Annotated in this window: 16 protein-coding genes; 7 read left to right on the forward strand and 9 right to left on the reverse strand. The window is 62.4% G+C overall.

Annotation, left to right across the window (positions count from 1 at the left end):
• Positions 1 to 38: 38 nt before the first annotated feature.
• Entirely contained in the window at positions 39 to 1,757 is a 1,719-nt protein-coding gene (locus BAUR9175_RS10865) for a PucR family transcriptional regulator (protein ID WP_101583717.1), read from the reverse strand.
• A 146-nt stretch (positions 1,758 to 1,903) separates the two neighbouring features.
• Here BAUR9175_RS10865 and BAUR9175_RS10870 point away from each other — a divergent pair, with 146 nt between their 5' ends.
• Together BAUR9175_RS10870 and BAUR9175_RS10875 are read left to right on the forward strand one after the other, a co-directional pair.
• Positions 1,904 to 2,764, forward strand: a complete 861-nt coding sequence (locus tag BAUR9175_RS10870) for an oxamate carbamoyltransferase subunit AllH family protein (RefSeq protein WP_164514420.1) — start codon at positions 1,904 to 1,906, stop codon at positions 2,762 to 2,764.
• Positions 2,748 to 5,789 (forward strand): bifunctional FdrA/YlbE family protein, encoded by a 3,042-nt coding sequence (locus BAUR9175_RS10875; RefSeq protein ID WP_096178271.1) that lies wholly within the window; start codon positions 2,748 to 2,750, stop codon positions 5,787 to 5,789. Before BAUR9175_RS10870 ends, BAUR9175_RS10875 begins: the two co-directional genes overlap by 17 nt.
• Positions 5,790 to 5,840: 51 nt before the next feature.
• Here the strand turns inward: BAUR9175_RS10875 and BAUR9175_RS10880 are convergent, their stop codons facing one another.
• The 8 genes from BAUR9175_RS10880 to BAUR9175_RS10915 form a co-directional block, all read right to left on the reverse strand.
• Positions 5,841 to 7,055, reverse strand: coding sequence for an XdhC family protein (locus BAUR9175_RS10880; protein ID WP_096162709.1), 1,215 nt, complete (start codon positions 7,053 to 7,055; stop codon positions 5,841 to 5,843).
• Positions 7,048 to 8,238 (reverse strand): VWA domain-containing protein, encoded by a 1,191-nt coding sequence (locus tag BAUR9175_RS10885; RefSeq protein WP_096178268.1) that lies wholly within the window; start codon positions 8,236 to 8,238, stop codon positions 7,048 to 7,050. Before BAUR9175_RS10885 ends, BAUR9175_RS10880 begins: the two co-directional genes overlap by 8 nt.
• Entirely contained in the window at positions 8,235 to 9,149 is a 915-nt protein-coding gene (locus BAUR9175_RS10890; protein ID WP_101583719.1) for an AAA family ATPase, read from the reverse strand. The genes BAUR9175_RS10885 and BAUR9175_RS10890 overlap by 4 nt, the downstream gene beginning before the upstream one ends.
• Positions 9,142 to 9,822, reverse strand: a complete 681-nt coding sequence (locus BAUR9175_RS10895; protein ID WP_101583721.1) for a nucleotidyltransferase family protein — start codon at positions 9,820 to 9,822, stop codon at positions 9,142 to 9,144. Before BAUR9175_RS10895 ends, BAUR9175_RS10890 begins: the two co-directional genes overlap by 8 nt.
• Positions 9,823 to 9,833: 11 nt before the next feature.
• On the reverse strand, positions 9,834 to 10,817 hold the full coding sequence (locus BAUR9175_RS10900; protein WP_101583723.1) for a carbamate kinase: 984 nt from the start codon (positions 10,815 to 10,817) through the stop codon (positions 9,834 to 9,836).
• Entirely contained in the window at positions 10,814 to 12,853 is a 2,040-nt protein-coding gene (locus BAUR9175_RS10905) for a hydantoinase B/oxoprolinase family protein (protein ID WP_240518487.1), read from the reverse strand. The genes BAUR9175_RS10900 and BAUR9175_RS10905 overlap by 4 nt, the downstream gene beginning before the upstream one ends.
• Entirely contained in the window at positions 12,850 to 14,994 is a 2,145-nt protein-coding gene (locus BAUR9175_RS10910; protein WP_096178259.1) for a hydantoinase/oxoprolinase family protein, read from the reverse strand. Before BAUR9175_RS10910 ends, BAUR9175_RS10905 begins: the two co-directional genes overlap by 4 nt.
• Positions 14,995 to 15,095: 101 nt before the next feature.
• Positions 15,096 to 15,974, reverse strand: a complete 879-nt coding sequence (locus BAUR9175_RS10915; protein WP_101583725.1) for an SDR family oxidoreductase — start codon at positions 15,972 to 15,974, stop codon at positions 15,096 to 15,098.
• A gap of 197 nt (positions 15,975 to 16,171) precedes the next feature.
• Here BAUR9175_RS10915 and BAUR9175_RS10920 point away from each other — a divergent pair, with 197 nt between their 5' ends.
• From BAUR9175_RS10920 to BAUR9175_RS10940, 5 genes are all read left to right on the forward strand, one after another.
• Positions 16,172 to 17,521, forward strand: coding sequence for a sensor histidine kinase (locus BAUR9175_RS10920; protein ID WP_101583727.1), 1,350 nt, complete (start codon positions 16,172 to 16,174; stop codon positions 17,519 to 17,521).
• On the forward strand, positions 17,518 to 18,168 hold the full coding sequence (locus BAUR9175_RS10925; protein ID WP_096146112.1) for a response regulator: 651 nt from the start codon (positions 17,518 to 17,520) through the stop codon (positions 18,166 to 18,168). The genes BAUR9175_RS10920 and BAUR9175_RS10925 overlap by 4 nt, the downstream gene beginning before the upstream one ends.
• Before the next feature lie 123 nt (positions 18,169 to 18,291).
• A complete protein-coding gene (locus tag BAUR9175_RS10930) occupies positions 18,292 to 19,179 on the forward strand; it encodes an ABC transporter ATP-binding protein (RefSeq protein WP_101583729.1) in 888 nt (295 codons plus the stop codon).
• Entirely contained in the window at positions 19,176 to 20,345 is a 1,170-nt protein-coding gene (locus BAUR9175_RS10935; RefSeq protein ID WP_101583731.1) for an ABC transporter permease, read from the forward strand. The genes BAUR9175_RS10930 and BAUR9175_RS10935 overlap by 4 nt, the downstream gene beginning before the upstream one ends.
• A gap of 284 nt (positions 20,346 to 20,629) precedes the next feature.
• A complete protein-coding gene (locus BAUR9175_RS10940) occupies positions 20,630 to 21,274 on the forward strand; it encodes a signal peptidase I (RefSeq protein ID WP_180959231.1) in 645 nt (214 codons plus the stop codon).
• The last annotated feature ends 16 nt before the right edge of the window (positions 21,275 to 21,290 follow it).

A 21,290-nucleotide genomic window follows, 5' to 3' on the forward strand; every position in this document is an offset into this window, starting at 1 on the left:
TCCTGCCAAATATACCCAGTCGTCGTCGGCAGTCTTTGCTAAGGAAGCTTGACGATCTGCAACGCCAAAGACACCGAGAGACGGAGGTTGGGGTCCTCGGTGAACGGCCCAACCATGTGTTCGAGCTTGGTGATCCGATATCTCAGCGTGTTGTAGTGGAAGAACAGCGACCGTGCCGTTTCTGCCACGTTGAGATTGTGATCGAGCAGAGCCTGCAAAGTGGTGCGCAGTCCTGCGTATTCTTCTTTGTCGTCCCCAGCCAGCGGGCCGAGGACCTCGCGGGCAAAACTGCGCAGCTCTTCCTTCTTCGTCACCTGAAGGAGCAACCGGTAAACGCCTAAGGAGTCGTAATGGCTGAGGCCCTGACCACGTTCGAGCTGGCGTCCGACCTCGAGTGCGCGCATCGCCTCCTGATAGGCCGCTGCCAGGCCGGACACGTCTGCTGCTGGCCGTGAGATGCCGACCGAGAACTGCCTCCTGCCGCCCCCTCCATATCCGCGCACATCCGTAATGAAGGACCTGAGTCGTGCCGTGATCTTGTCCGCGCTCTCTGCCGAGAGCAGCAGGATGACCTGATCTCCCGAACCGACGACCGCAGCGGCGGGATCGTCCTGTGACACGACTTTCGTCCAGGCGTCGGCGAAGAGGGACTGCATCGTCCGCTTGTTCTCAGCATCTGTCTGGTCCGCTTCCGAATCCACCTCGGCGACTGCGACGTTGATGGGTCGGGCCAGGTCCCAGCCCAACGAATCTGCGTGGGAGAGCACTCGGTCTGTGGACGCAATATGGCCTCGGAGCACCTCAAGGACGAAGTCTGTGCGGTACTTGCTCTCGACCGCAGTGATCGCCTTCTCCCGGGTGATGACAAGCGCCGCCGCGGCGGCGGCTTGTTCAATGAGTCGGAACTCGGGAGCTGTGAGCCTTCCCTCGCCGAAGGCAACGATGCGGCCCAGAGTCTTGTCTCCGCCTTCGATGGTGCAATTGCCCCACACGTAAGTCCGATCCGCGCGGGTCTGTCCGCTGCGTTCCAGGCCCGCGGGTTCGTCCTCGACACGGAAACGGCCAGACTTGTCGAAGCAGACCAAGCTCGTCAGATCCTCACTGACCCCCGCTTCGGCTTCGGCGACCATCGAATGAGTCCGCAGACAACGCACTCTGCCGTCCAAGGTGGTGACCGCTGCAGCCACACCGATCCGTTCCGCCACCATCTGACAGACGTCTTCGAGGTCACCGTCGTTGATGACGACGTCGACAAGCTCTCGCATCGTCTGTTCCGTCTTCCGGATGAGTTCGGCTCGGCGATCAAGGTTGTTCGAGAGCACTTCGTGCATAATCTCGTCGAAGCCCACTCCGTCGCCGAGGTGAATGATGGGCAGGCCGAGCCGATTGGCTTCCGCGATTGCGGAGGCCGGGATCGTGGGAAGATATCGTCCCAGCTTGATGCAGATGGCGGAGACCCCGCTGGCGTCTAGCGTCGTCAGGAGCTGGGCAATCTCCTCGGGTCGATCGCGCAGCGGATAGGCGGTGGTCAGGAGCAGTTCGCGCGGTTTCACCCAGGGGATGATGTCCGGAACTTCCATCACATTGGTCAGTTCAACTTGGCGATCAAGCCCCTGTGCACCCGCGACGACCGTGCCGTTTCGCATACTCGGCAGATCCATGACGTCACGGACGGACAGACAGGCTGAAATGGCGTCGCCATCATGGGCTAGCAAGTTTTGATGCATATCCACGCTATTCTTGGCATCATTTGACATGCAGTGACGATAGCAGGTCACGATAATCTGTCGAAATGAGGTCCACGTCACGTACTCTGCCGGCAGCGGTTTCCCCGATGCCGTTCCTGGACCCGAACAGCGCTGCCGTCTTAAGACCAAACCTCCCGAACGCAAGCGTTGTGACCGTGAACGCAAAGGTTCTCGGACTCTTTCCAACTGGCTTCTACATTGGTGTCGATGCCTACCCGTGGGGTCAACAGATCCTTCCCGTGTTGGGCCCGGATGCCCTGCAGCTGCCGACGGGAATTCAGGTGCCCCAGCTGACTGCGGCCCACCTCGGCGAGCTTCGTACTGAGATGCCGGCAACCATCACTCTTTCAACTGCAGCTGCCCACCCGAGCGTGGAACGGGTCGAAACCGCGAACCTGTGCTGCGTCATCGTTCGGACATGGCGTCCCAGTCGGGTCGAGCCCCTTGACCTGCTAGGTCCTCAACGATATTCGCGAGATGTGGTCGAATCGATCCGAGAACGCCTGATTCCGGGCCGCAACGATCTGGCTTCTCGGTCATTCAATCTCGTTCGTGCGCTGGAGTCCGGGATCGTTCAGGACGTGGACTCTTGCGTCCACGCTCTCCTCGGCTACGGCCCCGGAAGCACACCCTCCGGCGATGACGCACTGTGTGGGATCGCATTGGCGCTGCGTCGGACATCCCAGTCGGTGTCTCGCTCGCGCCAACAGTCCCTGTTGACACAAAGACTGTCCAACATCGCCTTCGAAGCGCGAACCACGGCCCTGTCTGCCTCACTTCTGCGTGCCGCCGTCGAGGGCTACTGCATCCCGGAGATCGAACATGCCATCACCGACATCGCCTGCCTTGGTGACGGCGAAGATGACTCTCTCAACTGGGTGCTCGCGAACATCAGCCGGATCGGTCATCACTCCGGACACGATCTCCTGACAGGAGCCCTCGCGGTACTCACACCAACAGAAGAACTCACTCTCGTTTCACCACTGGAAGGAACCACCCATGCCGACGACTCTTGATATCAGGTCAGGCCTCTACTACGACTCCGTCGCTCTCATGCAGGTTTCTGCGCAGGTCAAAGCCACCGAAGGCGTAGACACCGCGCTCATCGGCATGGGCACCGAGCTCAATGTCGGTCTCATGCGCGAGGCCGGTTTCGACATTCCCGATTCTGCCGCACCCAATGACCTGATCATCGCAATCAGCGCCAGCGACGATGCTGCGCTCACGTCAGGCCTCGCCGCCGTCGACGAGGCCTTTACCCGCATTGCCGAAACCGCCACACGCTCACTGGGGGCAACCGGAGCGGAGCAGCCCCCGCTGACTGTCGAGTCAGCGGTCGAGCGCACCGGCTCCAACCTGGTCGTGGTCTCCGTTCCCGGCGACTACGCAGGCATCGAAACCATTGCTGCTCTGGATTCGGGGAACTCGGTGCTGCTCTTCAGCGACAACGTCGATGTCGACACAGAGGTCGCCCTCAAACGCAGGGCCACCGAAGCGGACCTCATCGTCATGGGCCCCGACTGTGGGACGGCCATCGTCGCCGGGGCCGGGCTCGGTTTCGCCAACGAGATAAAGCCGGGCCGGATCGGCATCGTCGCCGCTTCGGGCACTGGTGCGCAGCAGGTCTCGACCCTGCTCGATGCTGCAGGGGCGGGTATCTCCCAGTTGATTGGCACTGGCGGACGCGATCTGACACACGATGTCGGTGGACTCAGCGCCAAACAGGCACTCAGGGCTCTTGCTGGCGATGAAGACACCGATCATGTCGTCGTCGTGTCGAAACCCGCCGACGCCGCGGTGGTCGCAGAAATAGAAGTACTGGCAGCTGATCTGGGCATCGGTGTCAGTTGGGCCGTGCTCGGCCCCGACAGCACCGATCTGACAGCAAGCGTCGAAGCTGCTCTGGACAGCTGCGGCTTCGACGTTCCCACATGGCCGACGTGGGGAACGACCGGCACCACGGAAGACCTGAAGCAGGGACCTCTTGTGGGGCTCTTCTGCGGTGGCACCATGGCCGATGAAGCCATGCTCATCGCGGCAGAGACTCTGGGCCCGATCACCTCGAACATCCCCATCGGCGGGGCAGACAAGATCTCTGGTCCCGAACTGCCTATGTCCGCACACACGGTCATCGATTTCGGTGATGATGGAATGACTCAGGGACGTGCCCACCCGATGATCGACCCCAGCCTGCGCCTTGAGGCCATCGCCGAGGCGGGTGGCAGCGCCGGAGTTCTCCTCCTCGATCTGGTCCTCGGTCATGGAGCCCATGCGGCTCCAGCGGAAGGTCTCGCCGAAGCCATCTCCGCAGCTCGCTCGACTGCAACGCAGGCTGGTCGGGAGTTGCCCGTCATCGTCAGTCTCATCGGCACACAGGCTGATCCGCAGGACTTCTCTGCCACGGTGGCCTCGCTCGTCGAGGCCGGCGCCGAAGTCTACGTCTCCAACGCTCAGGCGACTCGACGCGCGGTCTCCTTCATCGCCCCGCTCAACCAGCCACAGCGCGACAGCACTTCCGGAGATGACGCACAGTCGGGGCTGAACAACTCGGGGACAGAAGGACTCCCCGCCCGGCCGGGACCTTCCTCCCACGAGGCAGCGGCTCAAACGGACGTTGCAGCGAACTCTGCGTCAGCGACGAACTCTGCCTCGGCGACGAAACTGCGCGGGCTGCTCTCAGCCGAACCGAAAGTCGTCAGTGTAGGTCTGTCACTCTTCGCCGACGCGCTGCGTGCACAGGCCATTCCTGTCGTCGAAGTACCGTGGCAACCGCCCTTGGGTGACACGAACAGACTGTTCTCCGTGATGAGCGACCCTCGTCGCCTGGCAGCCAACGCCCAAGCATTGGAGGCCATGCTCAATGCCGGCGCCCAGCTCGTCGGCTTGCGACCGGCCCGTGAGTGCCTGGGCCTTGCCGACAACGAGTTCCTGCATTCGGGGCCACCCCTCGAGTTTGAACGTGCCTCGGGTCCTATGCGGGGAGCGTTGGCCGGTGCTGTGGTCTTCGAAGGACTGACCGACACGCTCGAAGATGCTGAAGCCGGGCTCGCCGACGGGCGCTTCCGCATGGCACCATGCCATTCGAAGGATGCTGTCGGGCCCATGGCCGGAGTGATCAGCCCGTCGATGTGGATGTTCGAACTCGTCGACCCCGTGTACGGCAACCGTGCCTACTGCTCCCTCAACGAGGGGTTGGGCAAGGTGCTGCGGTACGGCGCGAACAACGACGAGGTGCTTGACCGCCTCCGTTGGATGCGCGACATCTTGGGCCCCGTGCTCGCACAGGCGGTCGCCGCACACGGACCCATCGACACGAAATACTACGTCTCGCAGATGTTGGCATCCGGCGATGAGGGGCATAACCGCAACCGCACTGCGACGCTGCTGTTCCTCCGAGATCTGATGCCGGATCTGCTGGCTCTGGATTTCGCCTCCGCTGACCTCGCTGAGGTATGTCGATTCCTGGGCGCCAATGACTACTTCGCACTCAACTTGGTGATGCCGACCTGCAAACTGGCCATGGCAGCGGCGAAAGGTATTCCCGGTTCCTCACTGGTCGTGACCATGGCCCGCAACGGCACCGATTTCGGCATCCAACTCTCAGGCACCGGCGACGAATGGTTCACCGGACCGGCCCAGGTCGCTGAGGGACTGTACCTGGGTGACTACGGTCCAGAAGACGCCAATCCCGATATCGGAGACTCTGCAATCACCGAGACCGCCGGTATCGGAGGACTGGCCATGGCCGCGGCTCCGGCAGTGGTGCGCCTCGTCGGCGGCGATGTGGCCTTCGCTGTGGAGACGACACGGAGAATGTACGAGATCACCGCTGGTGAGCACCCGATCCATCAGATTCCGATCCTGGAATTCCGCGGTGTGCCCAGCGGAATCGACCTGGTCAAGGTGCTGCGGACGACCGTGCTTCCGCAGATCAATACGGGCATGGCCGGTCGCATAGCCGGTGTCGGCCAGGTAGGCGCCGGACTGGTCAACCCTCCGATGGACTGCTTCACCAATGGACTCGAGTCGCTGGGACAGTAGCTCCCTCGGCTTCGGCAGCCGGACCCAGCAAGTATTCACTGGGTCCGGCGTCTAAGAGTGAATGGGTCCGGTTGTATTCCGCAGTGAACGACCGCTCCCCCGGGCGAACTCAAGCAGCACCTCGGCGAAGATGGACACTGCAGTGGCCTCCGGTGAACGCGCCCCGAGATCGAGGCCGATGGGACCATGGATCCGGTCGATCTCTGCTGTGCTCGCGCCCGCCTGTGCCATGGCCTCGACGCGCAGTGTGTGGGTGCGGCGACTTCCCAGTGCACCGATGTATCCGGCCTTGGACCTTGCCGCTTCGAGGAGCACCGGAACGTCGAACTTCAGATCGTGGGTGAGCACTGCGATGACCGTGGAACTATCGATTCGCCCCGCCCGAACCTCATCGTCCAGGTATCGATGTGGCCAGGAGACGATGACTTCGTGGGCATCCGGGAACCTCTCCGGCGTAGCAAAGATCGGACGCGCATCGCAGACCGTCACCTGGTAGCCGAGGAATTTCCCGAGCTGAGACAAGGCCGCCGCGTAGTCGATCGCTCCAAAGATGATGAGACGGGAGGGTGGCACCGAGGTGGTGACAAAGATCCGCGTTCCAGCGCCGAGGCGCTTTCCAGTTGAGTCGTATTCGCGCACTCCCGTCCGACCCTGGGCGATCATCGCCCCAGCATCGGTGGTGACATGCTCATCGAGTCGCGGGTGCCCGAGAGTTCCACTCGTGCGCCACTCCGCTTCAGTCCCACCCGTCGCACTGCGTCGGCCAGCAGCCGCGGGCACACCAGCTGCACTTCCTGCGGGTTCGATGAACAATATGCGCCCAGTGGGGTCATCAGTGTCGCCGAGGTCCCCCGCTGAAGTCTCACGGATCACCGGCAGCTCCAGGGCGAGCGCAGCCGGTCGAGATTCCTCAAGCGCACGCAGATATCCAGCCAGCGGCACCGTCGTCGTCTCATCCACGATGGGAATCACCAGCGCCTCGATCTGCCCGCCGCAGGCAAGGCCCACGGCGTATGCCTCATCGTCGCTGGTGCCGTAGTGCGCCAGCCTGGCCTGACCTGTGGCCAGGACCTCAAGAGCGAGTTCATGGACGGCAGATTCGACACATCCACCGGACAGGCTGCCAACAGTCTGACCGTCGGAGGCCACAGCCATCATCGCCCCGGCCGGACGAGGTGCCGACGACCAGGTTTCGACGACGACGGCCACTGAGAACCGGCGGCCCGACTGCAGCCAATCCAACAGTGTCTGTTCCAACTCAGCCATTGGTCATCGTCTCTTTCGCTCCGTATTCGTTGAAGTTCGCCGTTTCCCGATGTCGACTCGCTGCATCCCGGTTCGCCCTCGTCGTATCCCGTCCCAGGCTGGACGCAATATTCTGGGCCACTGCCTGCCACCCATCAACGGTGGTCGCGGGAAGCATCACCTGCGCAAATTCCTCAGCGATCCGCATGCCGCGCACCTCCGGGGTGAAGCCGGCACGACCTGCACGAGGATTCACCCAGATGAATCGGTAGCTCAGCCTGCCCAGCCGTGCGCACGCGGTGCGCAGTTCGGTGCAGTCCCCCTGTTCCCAGCCATCACTGATGAGGACGAGCACAGATCCGCGGATCGCCTCTCGATGTCCCCCGTTGAGCAGGCTGAGCAGTCCTTCGCCGAGGCGGGTGCCGCCTGCAAGATCCGGAATCGTCGCCTGCGCCGCCCGCAGTTCACGTTCAGCCAACGGTGCAGAGAAGTGCTGGTCGACTCGGGTCAGTCTCGTTCCCACGGTGAAGCTTCGTGCCTTGAGTCTTGGCGTGGCCCGAGCCAGGAATCGGATGAGTGCGGGCAGCCATTGCTTCATTGAGGCGGAGACGTCGACGATGATTGTGACGTCTCGATCGCGTTCCCGGCGGGTTGATCGCGGCAGACTAGAGAGTTCTTCTTGTCGGATCAGGGTCTTCAGTATCTGGTTCGCATCGATTCTCCCGATACTGCTCCGCCTCGTTGTGTACGCACTGCGACGTGGGGTTCGAAAGGACAGGCCGTCGATCAGACGCACTGCCTCCGCCGCATGTTCGCCGTTCCCAAGGTCAGTGGTGCGCAGGAGCTCGATCCGGCTGGCAGCCGCTTGGAGTGCCATAGTCTGATCGTCGACCTGGCCCCATTCATCAGAGGCACTCGACTCGTCACTGAGCTCCGGTGTCGGAACGCTCACCTCGTGAGGAGTCTGAGCCAGTCGTCGCCCGGTGAGACCGAAGTGCTGGTTGAAGAGGGCGTCGTGGATCGGAATATGTTTCTGCTCGGTGCAGATCAATGACCGTGAGGCAGCACGAACCTGAGTTGGGTCCAGCGGATCGATGAGGGCAAGTGCGCTGGTCAGAGTCCGAATCCTGTCTGCACCGGCAGGCAGTCCATACCGGCGCAGGCATGAGCCGAAGTGCATCAGCTCGGTGGGCAGGTCGCTCATATCTGGTCGACCAGACTGTTCGGATTCAGACAGGTGAGGTCATCGGCGTCTTTCAGGACTGCGGAAATCGTCGACCTCACGGCCGCCTCGTCGAGCTCACTGATTCCCAGCGCATCGAGGGCCCGGATCCAGTCGATGGTCTCCGAAGTTCCCGGAGGTTTGACCAAGGTCTGCGCCCGCAGACGATTTGCGGCGCGCACCACGGCGGCCCGCAGTGCTTGGGAGGAGTCTGGGACATGGTGGGCAAGTATTCTCTCCTCCGTCTGGGCATCGGGTTGTGAGAACCAGTGGTAGACGCAGCGGCGTTTGAGCGCGTCGTGAAGTTCACGTGTGCGGTTGGAGGTGAGGATCACCAAGGGCGGGGTCGGCGTGTGAATGGTGCCCAGCTCGGGAACGGTCACAGACCAATCCGAGAGGACTTCGAGCAGGAGTGCATCGAATTCGTCGCCGGCACGGTCGATCTCATCAATCAGCAGCACAGGGCGCCGAGGTTGAGCAGCGATCCCGTCGTTCCGTGAACTTTCGATCGCCTGGAGAATAGGTCGACTGAGTAGGAATGGCAGGCTGTGGAGTTCATCGTCGAGGCGGGTTGCATCGAGTCGTTCGGCCGATGCTTTCGCCGCTGCTTCGATGGTACGGACGTGGAGAATCTGTTTGGCGAAGTCCCAGTCATAGAGCGCATGGGTCGAGTCGAGTCCCTCGTGGCACTGCAGACGAATCAGTTCGGTGCCATGGACTTCGGCCAGAGCCTTGGCCAGGCTGGTCTTGCCCACGCCGGGCGCACCTTCACACAGGAGGGGCTTATCGAGTGCGCCCGCGAGGAAACTGGCTGTGGCGAGGGATTCGTCGGCCATGTACCCCGCATCTCCCAGGGCATTCGCCAGATCAAGAGCGCCGGTGAAGTCAGGCATGATCACTCATTCCGGTCGTGGGCACAATCAGCCCGTGGGCTTGCGCTTCAGCCGCAGTATCGACATCACTGTTTCCAGAGACGCCCAGTGGCAGCAGATCCCCGCATTCGATCCCGAGTACCTGGCTCGACAGCTCCCTGAACAGGTCTTTCGCCCCTGTCTCGTCGTGACAGGCCGCGATCGCTCGCGGGATCAGTTCCCTGCCGATTATCACTGGGTGCCCGGGTGTTGCGTTCCAGGTGCAGCGGGCCAAAACCTCGGTACCGGAGTGCTCAAGCAGGCGGCGGTAGGCCTCGGCTGGAGTGTCTGGCAGGTCGACCAGGGTGACGATCGCCGCTTCGGTATCGGCGGCGACCGCCCGCAGGCCCACCTGCAGTGATGACCCCATGCCTGTTGCAAAGTCAGGATTCTCGACCACTCGGGCGCTCTCTGGAATCAGCGGCCTGGCTCGGTCGGCAGAAGCCCCGAGGACCACGATGATCTCAACCGGATCCTCCGATCCCCGCGCTGCAGCCTTAGTCGTCTGTGTGGCTTGAGCCATCGTCAGCACATGGTGTTCGAGCAGTGATGTTCCCATAGGCAGTCGCAGCAGTGCCTTGGGCGCGCCCATTCGACTGCCGCATCCTGCCGCCAACACGATCATGCTGACCTTGCGCTTCATTGCCTTCACCATGGATATCGATTCTAGGCGTGATCCGTCCGAGCCGGATCTCGATCAGCCCTGGTCAGCACACTGTCACCAGGTGTGACTACAGTTCCCGACTTACCTGATACTGCCGCGGGAAGATTGTCGAGAGCAGCGATGACGCCCATCGGTCCACCATTGTCGACATAGTTGAGAACAGCATCGACTTTTGGTCCCATCGAGCCTGAGGCGAAGGTGCCCGTATCTGTGAGCGCCCGCAGCTCCGTGTTCGTGACATTCGTAATGTCACGAGCCGCAGGCGTGCCAAATCCCGCGACAGCGCAGGGCACATCGGTGGCGATGATGAGACGATCGGCTTTCACCGACAGCGCCAGCTGCGCCGCGCTGAGGTCCTTGTCGATGACCGCGGAGACTCCGTTGAACCCCTGGCCATCGGCAATGACGGGGATTCCTCCGCCCCCTGCCGCGATGACAACCGACCCAGAATCCGCCAAGAACTCGATCGTAGGAGTTTCGAGGATCCGCACCGGGCGAGGCGATGCCACAACCCGACGCCACCCACGAGCACCGAAGTCCTTCCACGTCTGTCCCAGTTCTTCCATGGAGGCCGCGTAGTCCCTCGGCTGATAGGAGCCGATCGGTTTGACCGGATCTGTGAAGGCAGGATCGTCTGGGTCGACGACGGTACGGGTGACCAGCGCAACAACGCTCTTGGAAATACCTCGAGAGTTGAGCTCCTTCTCGATTCTGCTCACAATCGTGAAGCCGATGGTGCCTTGGGTCTGCGCCCCGCACCAGTCGAGACTGACCGGGGGCAGCTCCGAAACGGCGAGCTCATTCTTACGCATGATGTTGCCCACCTGCGGCCCATTCCCATGGGCGACAACGAGTTCGTGTCCCGCTTCGATGAGATCGGCGAGATGGACGGCCGCCCGCCCGATGGCACGCCGCTGATTCTCCGGCGACGCGTCACCATCGGCGGAAGTCATCGCGTTGCCACCGAGGGCGACGAGGACTCTCACAGCCAGTCCACCTCGGGTGCCCTGGCACCGTCACCGGCCAACTCGGCATAGCCGGGTCCCCGGTCGAAGAACGGCTCGTTGACTCCGCGTTCGGTGAGCAGACGTGCACGCAGCGATTCCGAAGCCGCCTCGTCGACGGTGGCGTTCTCGATACCGTCCGGACCCTCGGTGACAATGACGCCATAGGACTCTTCGGCCCCGGCAATGCTCACTTTGCCCCACTGGACATCCCGGACAACCTCGGCGAAGGGACGCTGCAGCGGGTCTCCCCACCCGCCGCCACCGGTCGTGCGGATCCGCACGACCTCGCCAGCGCTGATCGGCTCGTCATCGGCCAGAGCATCGATTTCGCGTTCATTCACACCACCCGGGTCGATGGTGACCTGGAAGGGCTTACCGGCCTTCCCACCTTTGACTCCCCAGCAGGCAAGGATCGACCGGTCGGCGATCGACATGAAGTGACCGTCGCGCAGCATTCGGATGTGTTTCTCATAGCCGAGTCCGCCACGGTATCGACCGGCCCCGCCGGAGTCGACGGACAGGCCGAGGCGTTCGACGCGGAATGGGAACCGAGATTCTGTGAACTCCGTCGGCAGGTTCCGGGAATCGGGGACCACGTGGATCGTGTCTTCACCGTCGGAGTAGTAGCGTCCGCCGGAGCCGCCACCGAGGACCTCGCGCATGAGGTAGTCGTTGCCGTCGCGGTCCTTGCCGTAGACGCCCGTGTAGCGGATGGTCTCCTGGTCGGCTGGCATCTGCCCGTCGACTGCCTTCGCCACCACACCTGCCAGCACGCCGAGGAGGCGCAGGATGACGAAGGTGCGTGCGTTCGTGGGGCCGGGGAATTCGGGAGTGAGCAGAGTCCCTTTCTCCGGGAACCGCATCTCGATGAGGGGAACGATCCCCTCGTTGACGTCGAGTTCGGCCATGCGTTCTGGGCTGTCGGCGAGGTTGCGCAGAATCGGTGCCAGCCACTTCTTGAGGAAGTTACCGCCCACATAGTCACCGCAGTGGTTGATCGGGCCTGCGGCTTGAGCCGCGGTGCCGGTGAAGTCGATGATGAGACGTGGGCCGTCATCAGGACCACCTGTCGATGTCTTCGTCAGGGTGATCCGCTGCGTGTGCAGCATCGGGTCGGAGACTCCGTCGTGTTCGGCGTAGTCTTCCCACACGTACTGGCCGTCGGGGATCTTCGACAGAATCTCGCGGCGGTAGATCTCCGTGGAATTGTCGAGGATCGTGTCGAAGGCGGCCTCGACGGTGTCGACTCCGTAGCGGGTGAACAGCTCGGTCAGGCGCCTGGCACCCATGAGGCAGGCGGAGCACTCCGCGTCCAGGTCGGCCGACAGCGAGTCGGGCATACGGGAGTTGCGCGTCATGATCGCCAGCGCCGACTTGTTCGGCGTCCCTGCGTCCCAGAGCTTGATCGGAGGGATCATCAGACCCTCTTCGAAGACGCTGGTCGCTCCCGATGGCATCGATCCGGGGCAGGCTCCACCGATGTCATCGTGATGACCGAATGCTTGGACGAAGCAGACGACCTCACCGTTGGCGAAGACCGGTACCGTCACGCACATATCTGGAAGGTGGCCGATACCGCCCTCGGAGGCGTAGACGTCGTTGTGGAAGAAGACATCCCCTTCCTGCATCTCTTCGATGGGGAAGTCGCGGACGATGGGATGGACGAGTGCCGAATATGAGCGGCCCGTGAGTTTGCGCAGCTGCCGGTCATGGATTCCCGCGCGGAAGTCGTGAGCGTCGCGGATCATGGGTGAGCGTGAGGTTCGAGCGATCGCGGTCTCGACCTCCATTTCGACGCTGGCCAGGGTGCCTTCGACGATTTCGACGATGATCGGGTCGACTGTCGAGGCCTCCTGCTTCGAGGTCAGGCGGTTGCCGTGTTCGTAGGCCGTCGGCAGACCTGCAGGGTTGATCGGGTCGGCGTTGATGTAGTCGGTCAGTGCCTGCCCGGTCAGTGGGGTGAGGCTGAGCATCGACCCGGAGTCGGGTGCGGCGGTCTGGTCAGTGATCGTCATTTGCCTGCCTCCTGGCGGTTGCTGCGTGTGGTGATGATGTTGCCGCTGGCATCGATGCGGGCGGTGAAACCCGGGTGCAGTGGGAATGTGGAACCGAACTCTTCGATGATGGCCGGCCCTTCCAAGGTGTCTCCTGCCAGGAGGCTTTCGCGCCAGTACACGGCGGTGTCGACGAATCCGTCCTCGGCGTCGAAGCACACCGGCCGCACAGCGGTCTGCGCACGTTCAGATTTATCCGGTGCCCCCTCGGCTGATGCGATGTGGCGAAGCTCTGGGCGGGTGATAGGACCGATGCCTGAGACTCGAACATTGACCCATTCCACGTGCTGGTCCGACGCATCAGCGAAGTCATAGCCGTATAGCTGCCTGTGCTCGGCGTGGAATGCACGTGTCACCTCGTCGGCCCATTCTCGGGTGATCGTCCCCGAAGGAGCCGGCACGCGGACCTCGAAGGCCTGCCCGAAGTAGCGGAGGTCGACGGAGCGGTCGAACTGGTGACGTTCCGGTGCAAAGCCTTCATTGACCAGAGCTTCTGTGGCTCGAGCCTGGAGACGGTCGAAGAGTCCGGCGACTTCAGCGATGTCCAGTCCGTCGTCTCGAGCGACGTTGGTCTGGACATAGTCGTTCTTGACGTCGACAGTCAGCAGTCCGAAGGCAGAGACGTTACCCGGGTTGAGCGGAACGACGACGCCGGCGAGATCGAGGATGTCGACGAGTGTGCAGGCCAGCAGCGAGCCGGAGCCGCCGAAAGTGGTCAGCATGAAGTCACGGACATCGAGGCCACGCTGGACCGAGATCTGGCGCAGCGCGTTGGCCTGGTTCCAAGCGGAGATCTCGAGGATTCCGGTCGCGGCTTTCTCCGTGCTCAGGCCAAGCTTTGCGGCGATTTCGCTGATGCCACGGCCGGCGGCATCCGCGTCGAGCGGGATTTCCCCGCCGAGGAGGTGGGGCGGGATCCGTCCGAGGAAGACGTGGGCATCGGTGATGGTCGGTTCCACACCACCATTGCCGTAGCAGATCGGCCCTGGGTCGGCTCCTGCCGACTGAGGACCGACCTTGAGCTGCCCTTCAGCCGTGGTCCAGGCGATCGAGCCGCCGCCCGCGCCGACGGTGACGACGTCGATCATGGGGATTTTCGACGGGTAGACACCTACCGAGCCTTCGGTCGTCAGAGCGGGCTCTCCATCGACGACAACGGTGACGTCGGTCGAGGTACCGCCGCCGTCGCAGGTCAGGACCTTGTCGAAGCCGGCTTCCCGGGCGATGAGTCCGGCACCCAGTGCGCCGGCGGCAGGGCCGGAGAGCACTGTGGTGATGGGCTGGTTGACGACCTCGTCGGCGGAGAGGACGCCGCCGTTGGACTTCATGATGTAGAACGGCAGCTTGGAATCTTTGTCGGTTCCGGTATAGGCATCGAGGCGTTCATGGATGTTCTTGACGTATGAGGAGACTTTGGGTTTGACTGCGGCGTCAACCAAGGTCGTCATGGATCGCTCGTATTCGCGGTATTCACGCAGCACTTCGGAACTGAGCGACACGATCACGTCGGGGTGCTCTTCGAGGAGGATTTCGCGCATCCTCTGCTCGTGAGCGGGGTTCGCGTAGGCGTGGAGGAAGTTGACGCCCAGTGTGCCGACGCCCTGGTCCCGGAACCAGCGAGCGACTTTGCGTGCCTCGTCTTCGTCGAAGGGGCGCACTTCGTTTCCCTCGAAGTCCATGCGGCCGGTCACCGTCTTCACCAGGTCGGCGGGCACGATGCGATCGGGCTTGACCCAGAAATAGGAGTTTCCGTAACCGTCAGGAACGGCCTGACGGGCGATCTCGAGCACGAATTCGTACCCCTCGGTGGTGATGAAGCCGAGACGATCGAGCTTGCCTTCGAGCAGCTGGTTGGTAGCGACGGTGGTTCCGTGGCTGACCGCGCTGATATCGGAAGCCGTGATCGTCGCGGAGTCCTGATCGGTGCCCAACATCTCGAGTACCTTGTCGATGCCGTTGATGAAGCCATCAGCGGGATTCGACGGTGTCGAGGGAGTCTTCGTTGTGGTCAGCTCACCGGTGGCTTCGTTGAAAGCCACCACATCTGTGAACGTGCCGCCGGTGTCGATACCGATACGGATTCGTGGGCTTTGAGTCGACATCAATGTCCTTCCCAGGTCTACTGACCCCAGGTCTGCTGAGCGTTTGAGTCCATTTTTGCCGGTGACTCACATCACTCCACCGGCAAAAGATGCCAAACAACTCACGAGCCGTTGGTAAATGTCTCCAATTGCGACAGCTCCGTTCGCAGCACCTCTTGGACAGATCGCGTCGGGCGGCTCAGGATGGCCTGCGCTGGAAGCGCTCCGCACGACAGCCCGTGGTTGTCGTAGTAGGAGAACATTGCCTCCAACCATTCGATCTCGCGCAGGTCAAAGCTCGTGTCAGACGTCGAGTCAGCGACAGAATTCCTGTGGGCAAGCGACCAGCGCTTCGGAGTTGAAACCTCGAGTTCAACCGTTCGACCCAGCACCTGCTCGGCCGCAGCGGCAACGTCGCGAACAGTCAGAAGTTCGGGCCCACCGAGTTCATAGGTCGCCCCGATATGAGCCTCATCAAGCAGCACTTCAGCAGCGACCTCGCCGACATCGGCGAGACTGATCAGTCCGAATCGGGTGTCGACGTTGTATGGCACAGCAATGTGCGGTTTCTGTTCTCGCAGGCCCGGCAGGAGGTTATCGATATATGCGCACGGTTGGAGAATCGACCACTGCAGTCCGCTCCGCCGCACCAGGTCTTCCGCTGCAGCCTTGGCCACGTGGTGTGGCATATCGGGAGCATGGGGTGCTGCCACCGAATGGTAGACGACCCGTTCCACTCCCGCCTCGCGGCAAGCCCCGAGCAGTACAGAGATGAAGTCCAGCTCATTCGGATGGAGGTTCGGCGCCATGAGATAGGCAGCTCGACATCCCTTCAGCACCGCACCAAGATCCGCCATTTCGCCTCGACCGACAGGAACGGCGGGCACTCCCCGGGCAGCTAGTGCCGATACGATCGCTCGACCGGTCTTCCCCCGCGCACCCACCACAGCCACAGTCACTCCCGCCGCTGCATCCGTGGACACCTTCGTCTCCTTGTTCATACCCACGCCTTATCCTCATCCTCATCGACCGATCCGTCCCGGTATGGATCCGAACCTACCCAGGGCAGGCAGACGTCGATACGGCGAATCCTGCCAAATTCTCACGCCTCCGCCTCCACCCTCAGCCGGAGACTGCACCAACCAGATCCCCACTTCGGCGGATACCGTGCCGCCGATCCCCTGGCTAAGCTGGAAGGATGGCAGAGAACTCCGAATCGCTGAAGCCCACCAAGGGCGACGTGTATCTGGTGCTTGCCCTGGCGGCCGCTTCGGTGGTCTTCGCGATTCTGTACAACACGACGTCCTACTGGCCGTTCAAGGGACCTTTGTGGCTGATCTGCCTGATGTCGGTTGTCGTCACTTTGCCGCTCATCTGGCGTCGGCGTTTTCCCAGTCAGATGGCCTGGATCCAGACCACGATCTTCGTCACTGCACAGGTTCTCGAGGTCATGGAACCCGGGGGCACCCAGATCATCATCTTCATGGGGGTCTACGCCGTAGGCGCCTGGCAGAGCAATCGCAAAGCGGCATTCATCTCACGCCTCCTCCTCTGCGTCGGAATCTTCGTTTACCTGATCGTGTCAACGGCCCTCCAGTTCAAGGAGATGGGCGACATGACGGTGCTTCAGTTCGCAGCCGCCTCCGGGGTCTCGTTCCTCATCAACATCGCGTTCTTCGGCGGGGCCTGGCTCTTCGGCAACCGAGCCTGGAAGCAGCGTCGGCTGCTCGAGGAGCTGCGCTCTGCCAATGAGGAGGTCCGCTCACAGGAGAGGCAGCTGACCAGTCAGGCGCTCGACCTCGAGCGGGTGCGCATCGCTCGCGAGCTCCACGATGGCATCGCCCACCACATCACCGGAGTCGGCATCCACGCCGCGGCCGCCCGCCGCAGCCTCGAGAAGAACCCCGACAAGGCTCGGGAGTCGCTGAAGACCATCGAATCCTCCACTCGCGAAACCGTCGAGGAACTGCGCGCCCTCGTCTACACCCTGCGCGACACGGACGACGCGAACACCGCGGAGGGGAACACGAAGGGCAACCCCAGCCTCGGCGACGTTCCCGAACTCATCGACGTTGCCAGCAGATCCGGGCAGCAGATCGAGGTTCACACGATCGGGCAGCCGCGACCGCTGACGCCGATCACGGAGATGTCGGTCTACCGGGTGATTCAGGAATCCCTGACCAACTGCCGTCGTTATGCGGGTTCGCACGCCGAGGTTGATGTGCGTCTGCGATACGGCACCGCCAACCTCGAAATCGAGATCAGCGACTCCCGCGCGCTCGGTGCGCATCACGACGAACCGCACCCCGAAACCGAGGCTCCCACGAAGCAGTCGGGACTGGGCCTGGGCATCATCGGCATGCGCGAACGGATGAGCGCCCTGGGCGGCAGTCTGGAAGCCGGCCCGAAGTCCCGCGGCGGTTGGCTCGTGCGAGCACAGATTCCCTACCCGCGGAATGTCGCGGACGCCGAGGAGCCTGCCCCGAAGACCAAGGAGCCAGCCCCGGACACCTCCACCATGATCCCCACAGCAAAGGCCGAACAGTGATCAGAGTCCTCCTCGTCGATGACCAGGCGATGGTCCGCACCGGTTTCCGCACGATCCTCGAAAGCGAGGACGGTATCATCGTCGTCGGCGAGGCTGAGAACGGTCAGGTCGCGATCGACCGCGCACTCGACCTCGCACCGGACGTGATCTGCATGGACGTCCAGATGCCGGTCATGGACGGGCTCGAATCCACCGCGGAGATCGTACGCCGCGGCGCGGCCGGAGCAGTCCTCATGCTCACCACCTTCGACCGGGACGATTTCCTGTTCCAGGCATTGGCCGCCGGTGCCAGCGGGTTCCTGCTCAAGACCGCCGAGGCGGAACAGCTCATCGACGCAGTCACCGCACTGGCGGCCGGCGATGGGCTCCTCTCCCCCGAGGTGACCCGACGCGTCATCGAACGCTCCGTGCGCTCCCCCGAAGCCACCACCTCGGCGGCTCCCGAATTGGAACTCCTCACCGACCGAGAACTCGAGGTCCTCCACCTCGTAGCCAAGGGGCTGAGCAACTCGGAGATCGCAGGCACGCTCTTCGTCGGCGAGGCCACCGTCAAGACGCATGTCTCCAACCTGCTGACCAAGCTCGACATCCGCGACCGTATTCACGTCGTCATCTTCGCCTACGAGAACGGGATCGTCGGGAGGTGAAAGGTCTCATTCCCAGTGTCAGACTTCTTCCCAGGGTCAGAATTCGACCTCCCCCACACTGCCGATGCCGAAATAGCCCGAACGACGGATTCGCATCGCCGAGGCACCGCATAGGTTTGAGTCATGATCACCTTGGACTCAATTTCTCGCAGTTTCGGCGACAAACAGGTTCTTCACGACCTGTCCTTCTCCATCGGCTCGGGGCGGATGACCGGGTTCGTCGGTTCCAACGGCTCCGGCAAGACGACGACCATGCGCATCATCCTCGGCGTGCTCGCCGCGGACTCCGGGAGCATCACCGTCGACGGCGAGACCATCACTCCCGCGCACCGCAGCGCGATAGGCTACATGCCCGAGGAGCGCGGCCTCTACCCGAAGATGCCGATCATCGATCAGCTCATCTACCTCGCCCGCTTCCACGGCCTCAGCCGCCATTCCGCCCGTCGACGTGGCCTCGAACTCCTCGAGCAGCTCGACCTCAACGGCAAACCCAGCGACAACCTCGAGGCCGTCAGCCTGGGCAACCAGCAGAAGGTCCAGATCGCTGCCGCGCTCATCCACCGCCCGCGCGCCCTCGTGCTCGACGAGCCTTTCTCCGGACTCGACCCGGTCGCCGTCGAACGCACCCTCGAGGTACTCAAGGACTTCGCCGACACCGGTGCACCCGTCCTCTTCTCCAGTCACCAGCTCGACCTGGTCGAGCGTCTCGTCGACGACCTCGTCATCATCGACGGCGGCCGGCTCGTCGCCAACGGCACCGCCGATGAGCTGCGCAGTCAGCGCAGCACCCCTGAGTGGATACTGCAGACCGATACGGACATGGGCTGGGTGCGCGAGATCCCCGACATCACCGTCGTCGAGTTCGACGGCAACTGGGTGCGCTTCGCCGCACCGAATCCGGACATCGCCGAGGCGGTCCTGCACCAGGCCATCACCGTGTCCTCCGTGAAGTCCTTCGCCCCGCACACCGTCGCCCTCAACCGTCTCTTCCAGGAGGTCACGCAGGCATGAGCATCCAACAGGATTCGAACTCGCTCGACACCAACGTCTCCAAGAAGTCCGGGCTGGCGACGACAGCGCAGACACCGCGCGCCAGCTTCACCACCGCCATCGGCCTCGTCATCGAACGCGAGATCATGGTCCGCATCAAGTCGAAGGCGTTCATGGTCTCGACCTTGCTGAGCATCGTCCTCTTCGGTGCACTCGTCGCGGTGTCAGGGTCGCTGCCCTCACTGTTCTCCTCCACGGACAAAGTGGCGGTCACCTCGGCGGGGGCACAGGCTGTCGAAGGAATCGACGGGATCGAACTCGTCTCCGTGGACAGCGTCGATGAGGCGAAGGAACTTGTGAAGTCGGAAGACGTCACGGCTGCTGTCGTCGATGACCCGGCGTCCCCGGTCGGTGTCACCGTCATCGCCGAACGCTCCGCACCCGAGTCGCTGACCGGCGAGCTCAGCCAGGTCCCGACTGTCGAACTCCTCGACCCCGACGCCCCGGATCCGGGCCTGACCTACATGATCGGACTGGGCCTCGGCCTTGTGTTCTTCATGTCGGCGGTGACCTTCGGAACGACCATCGCCTCCTCTGTGGTGGAGGAGAAGCAGTCCCGGATCGTCGAGATCCTGCTGGCCTCCACCTCGGCGAAGGTGCTGATGTTCGGCAAGGTTCTTGCGTGTTCCCTCCTCGCCTTCGCACAGATCGGACTGACCGCGCTCTCCGTCCTCATCGGCGCCGCCATCAGCGGAAACGATCTGGTCCTCGGCAAGGTCACGGAGCCGATCGCCTGGTTCATTCCACTCTTCATCGTCGGCTTCGTCATGATTGCTTCCCTCTATGCAGCGGCCGCATCGATGGTCTCTCGGACGGAAGATCTGGGCTCGACGTCCAGCCCGATCATGATGCTCATCTTCCTGCCCTATATGGCGGTCATCCTCTTCTCGTCCAACGAGGCCGTGATGGCTGTGATGTCCTACATACCGTTCTCCGCAGCGGTCGCGGTCCCGATGCGCGTCTTCCTCGGCACGATCGAATGGTGGGAGCCGTTGGTATCGCTGCTCATCCTGGCAGTCACCACGATTCTGGCTCTGCTGCTGGCGACCCGGATCTTCGAACGCTCCATCCTGCAGTCGGGTCCGAAGGTGTCGTGGAAGCAGGCGCTGAGCAGGTCGAAAGGCTGAGCTTCTCCAGCAGTTGTGCGTGACTGCAGCCAACCGAAGTCGCAGACGATGCAGGCAGCGCCGGGACCCCGCCTCAGGTAGTGGATAAATACCGTTGGAGGCATTGTCACCTGCGCTGATCCGCTATTTTGATTACTCAACTTTGAGTTCATGACGTCAGATCAAGAAGATACAGGCGCACCTGATGACGCCATTTGTCACTACATTCGCGAACGATTCCTTTCGACACCTGGCAGACTAGATGGCAACTGTGGTGAAACATTTAACGTGGAGGGCTGACAGCAGTGGCGGAAGCACCATCCGAGCGCAGTCGCAAAGAGCACCCCCATGCCGAAGCGAAGGCATCGCGCAGCACGTGGCGAAGATCTCTGAGCGTCGGATTGCAGTCTCTCGCATGGATCGTCGCTGGCATCTTCGCTCTGATCATCGTTCTTACGGTTCTCGTCCCCAGAATCATCGGCGCGGAACCTTACACGGTCGTTTCCGGGTCGATGGAGCCCACCATCCCCACTGGCTCGGTCGTCGTCTCCAAAAAGGTCAGTCCTGGCACAGTTGCATTCCGCGATGTCGTCACGTATCAGCTGAAATCCGGGGAACCGCTGACCGTCACTCACCGAGTCGTCGGTGTCGACAACATCGACGGGCAGACAAGGTTCAAGACGCAGGGAGACGCGAACACCTCCCCCGACCCTGAGCCGGTGCGACCGGAGCAGATCCGGGGAGTGGTGTCCTATCACGTGCCTCTGGTCGGATACCTGGGACAGCTCGTTCCGATGGGGGCACGCGAGGGAATTGCCACCGTCCTGGGAATTGGACTCATCGCATATGCGTTAATTGTGCTGATCAGCAGTGCTTTAGGTCGAAAGAAGAACTCTGCTGACACAAGGGATTCTGACGAAACGGTCCAGTCGAAGCGCGGTCGACATTAATTCCAATGTGTTCAAA

The organism is Brevibacterium aurantiacum (assembly GCF_900169065.1).
In the GTDB taxonomy this organism is placed as follows: domain Bacteria; phylum Actinomycetota; class Actinomycetes; order Actinomycetales; family Brevibacteriaceae; genus Brevibacterium; species Brevibacterium aurantiacum.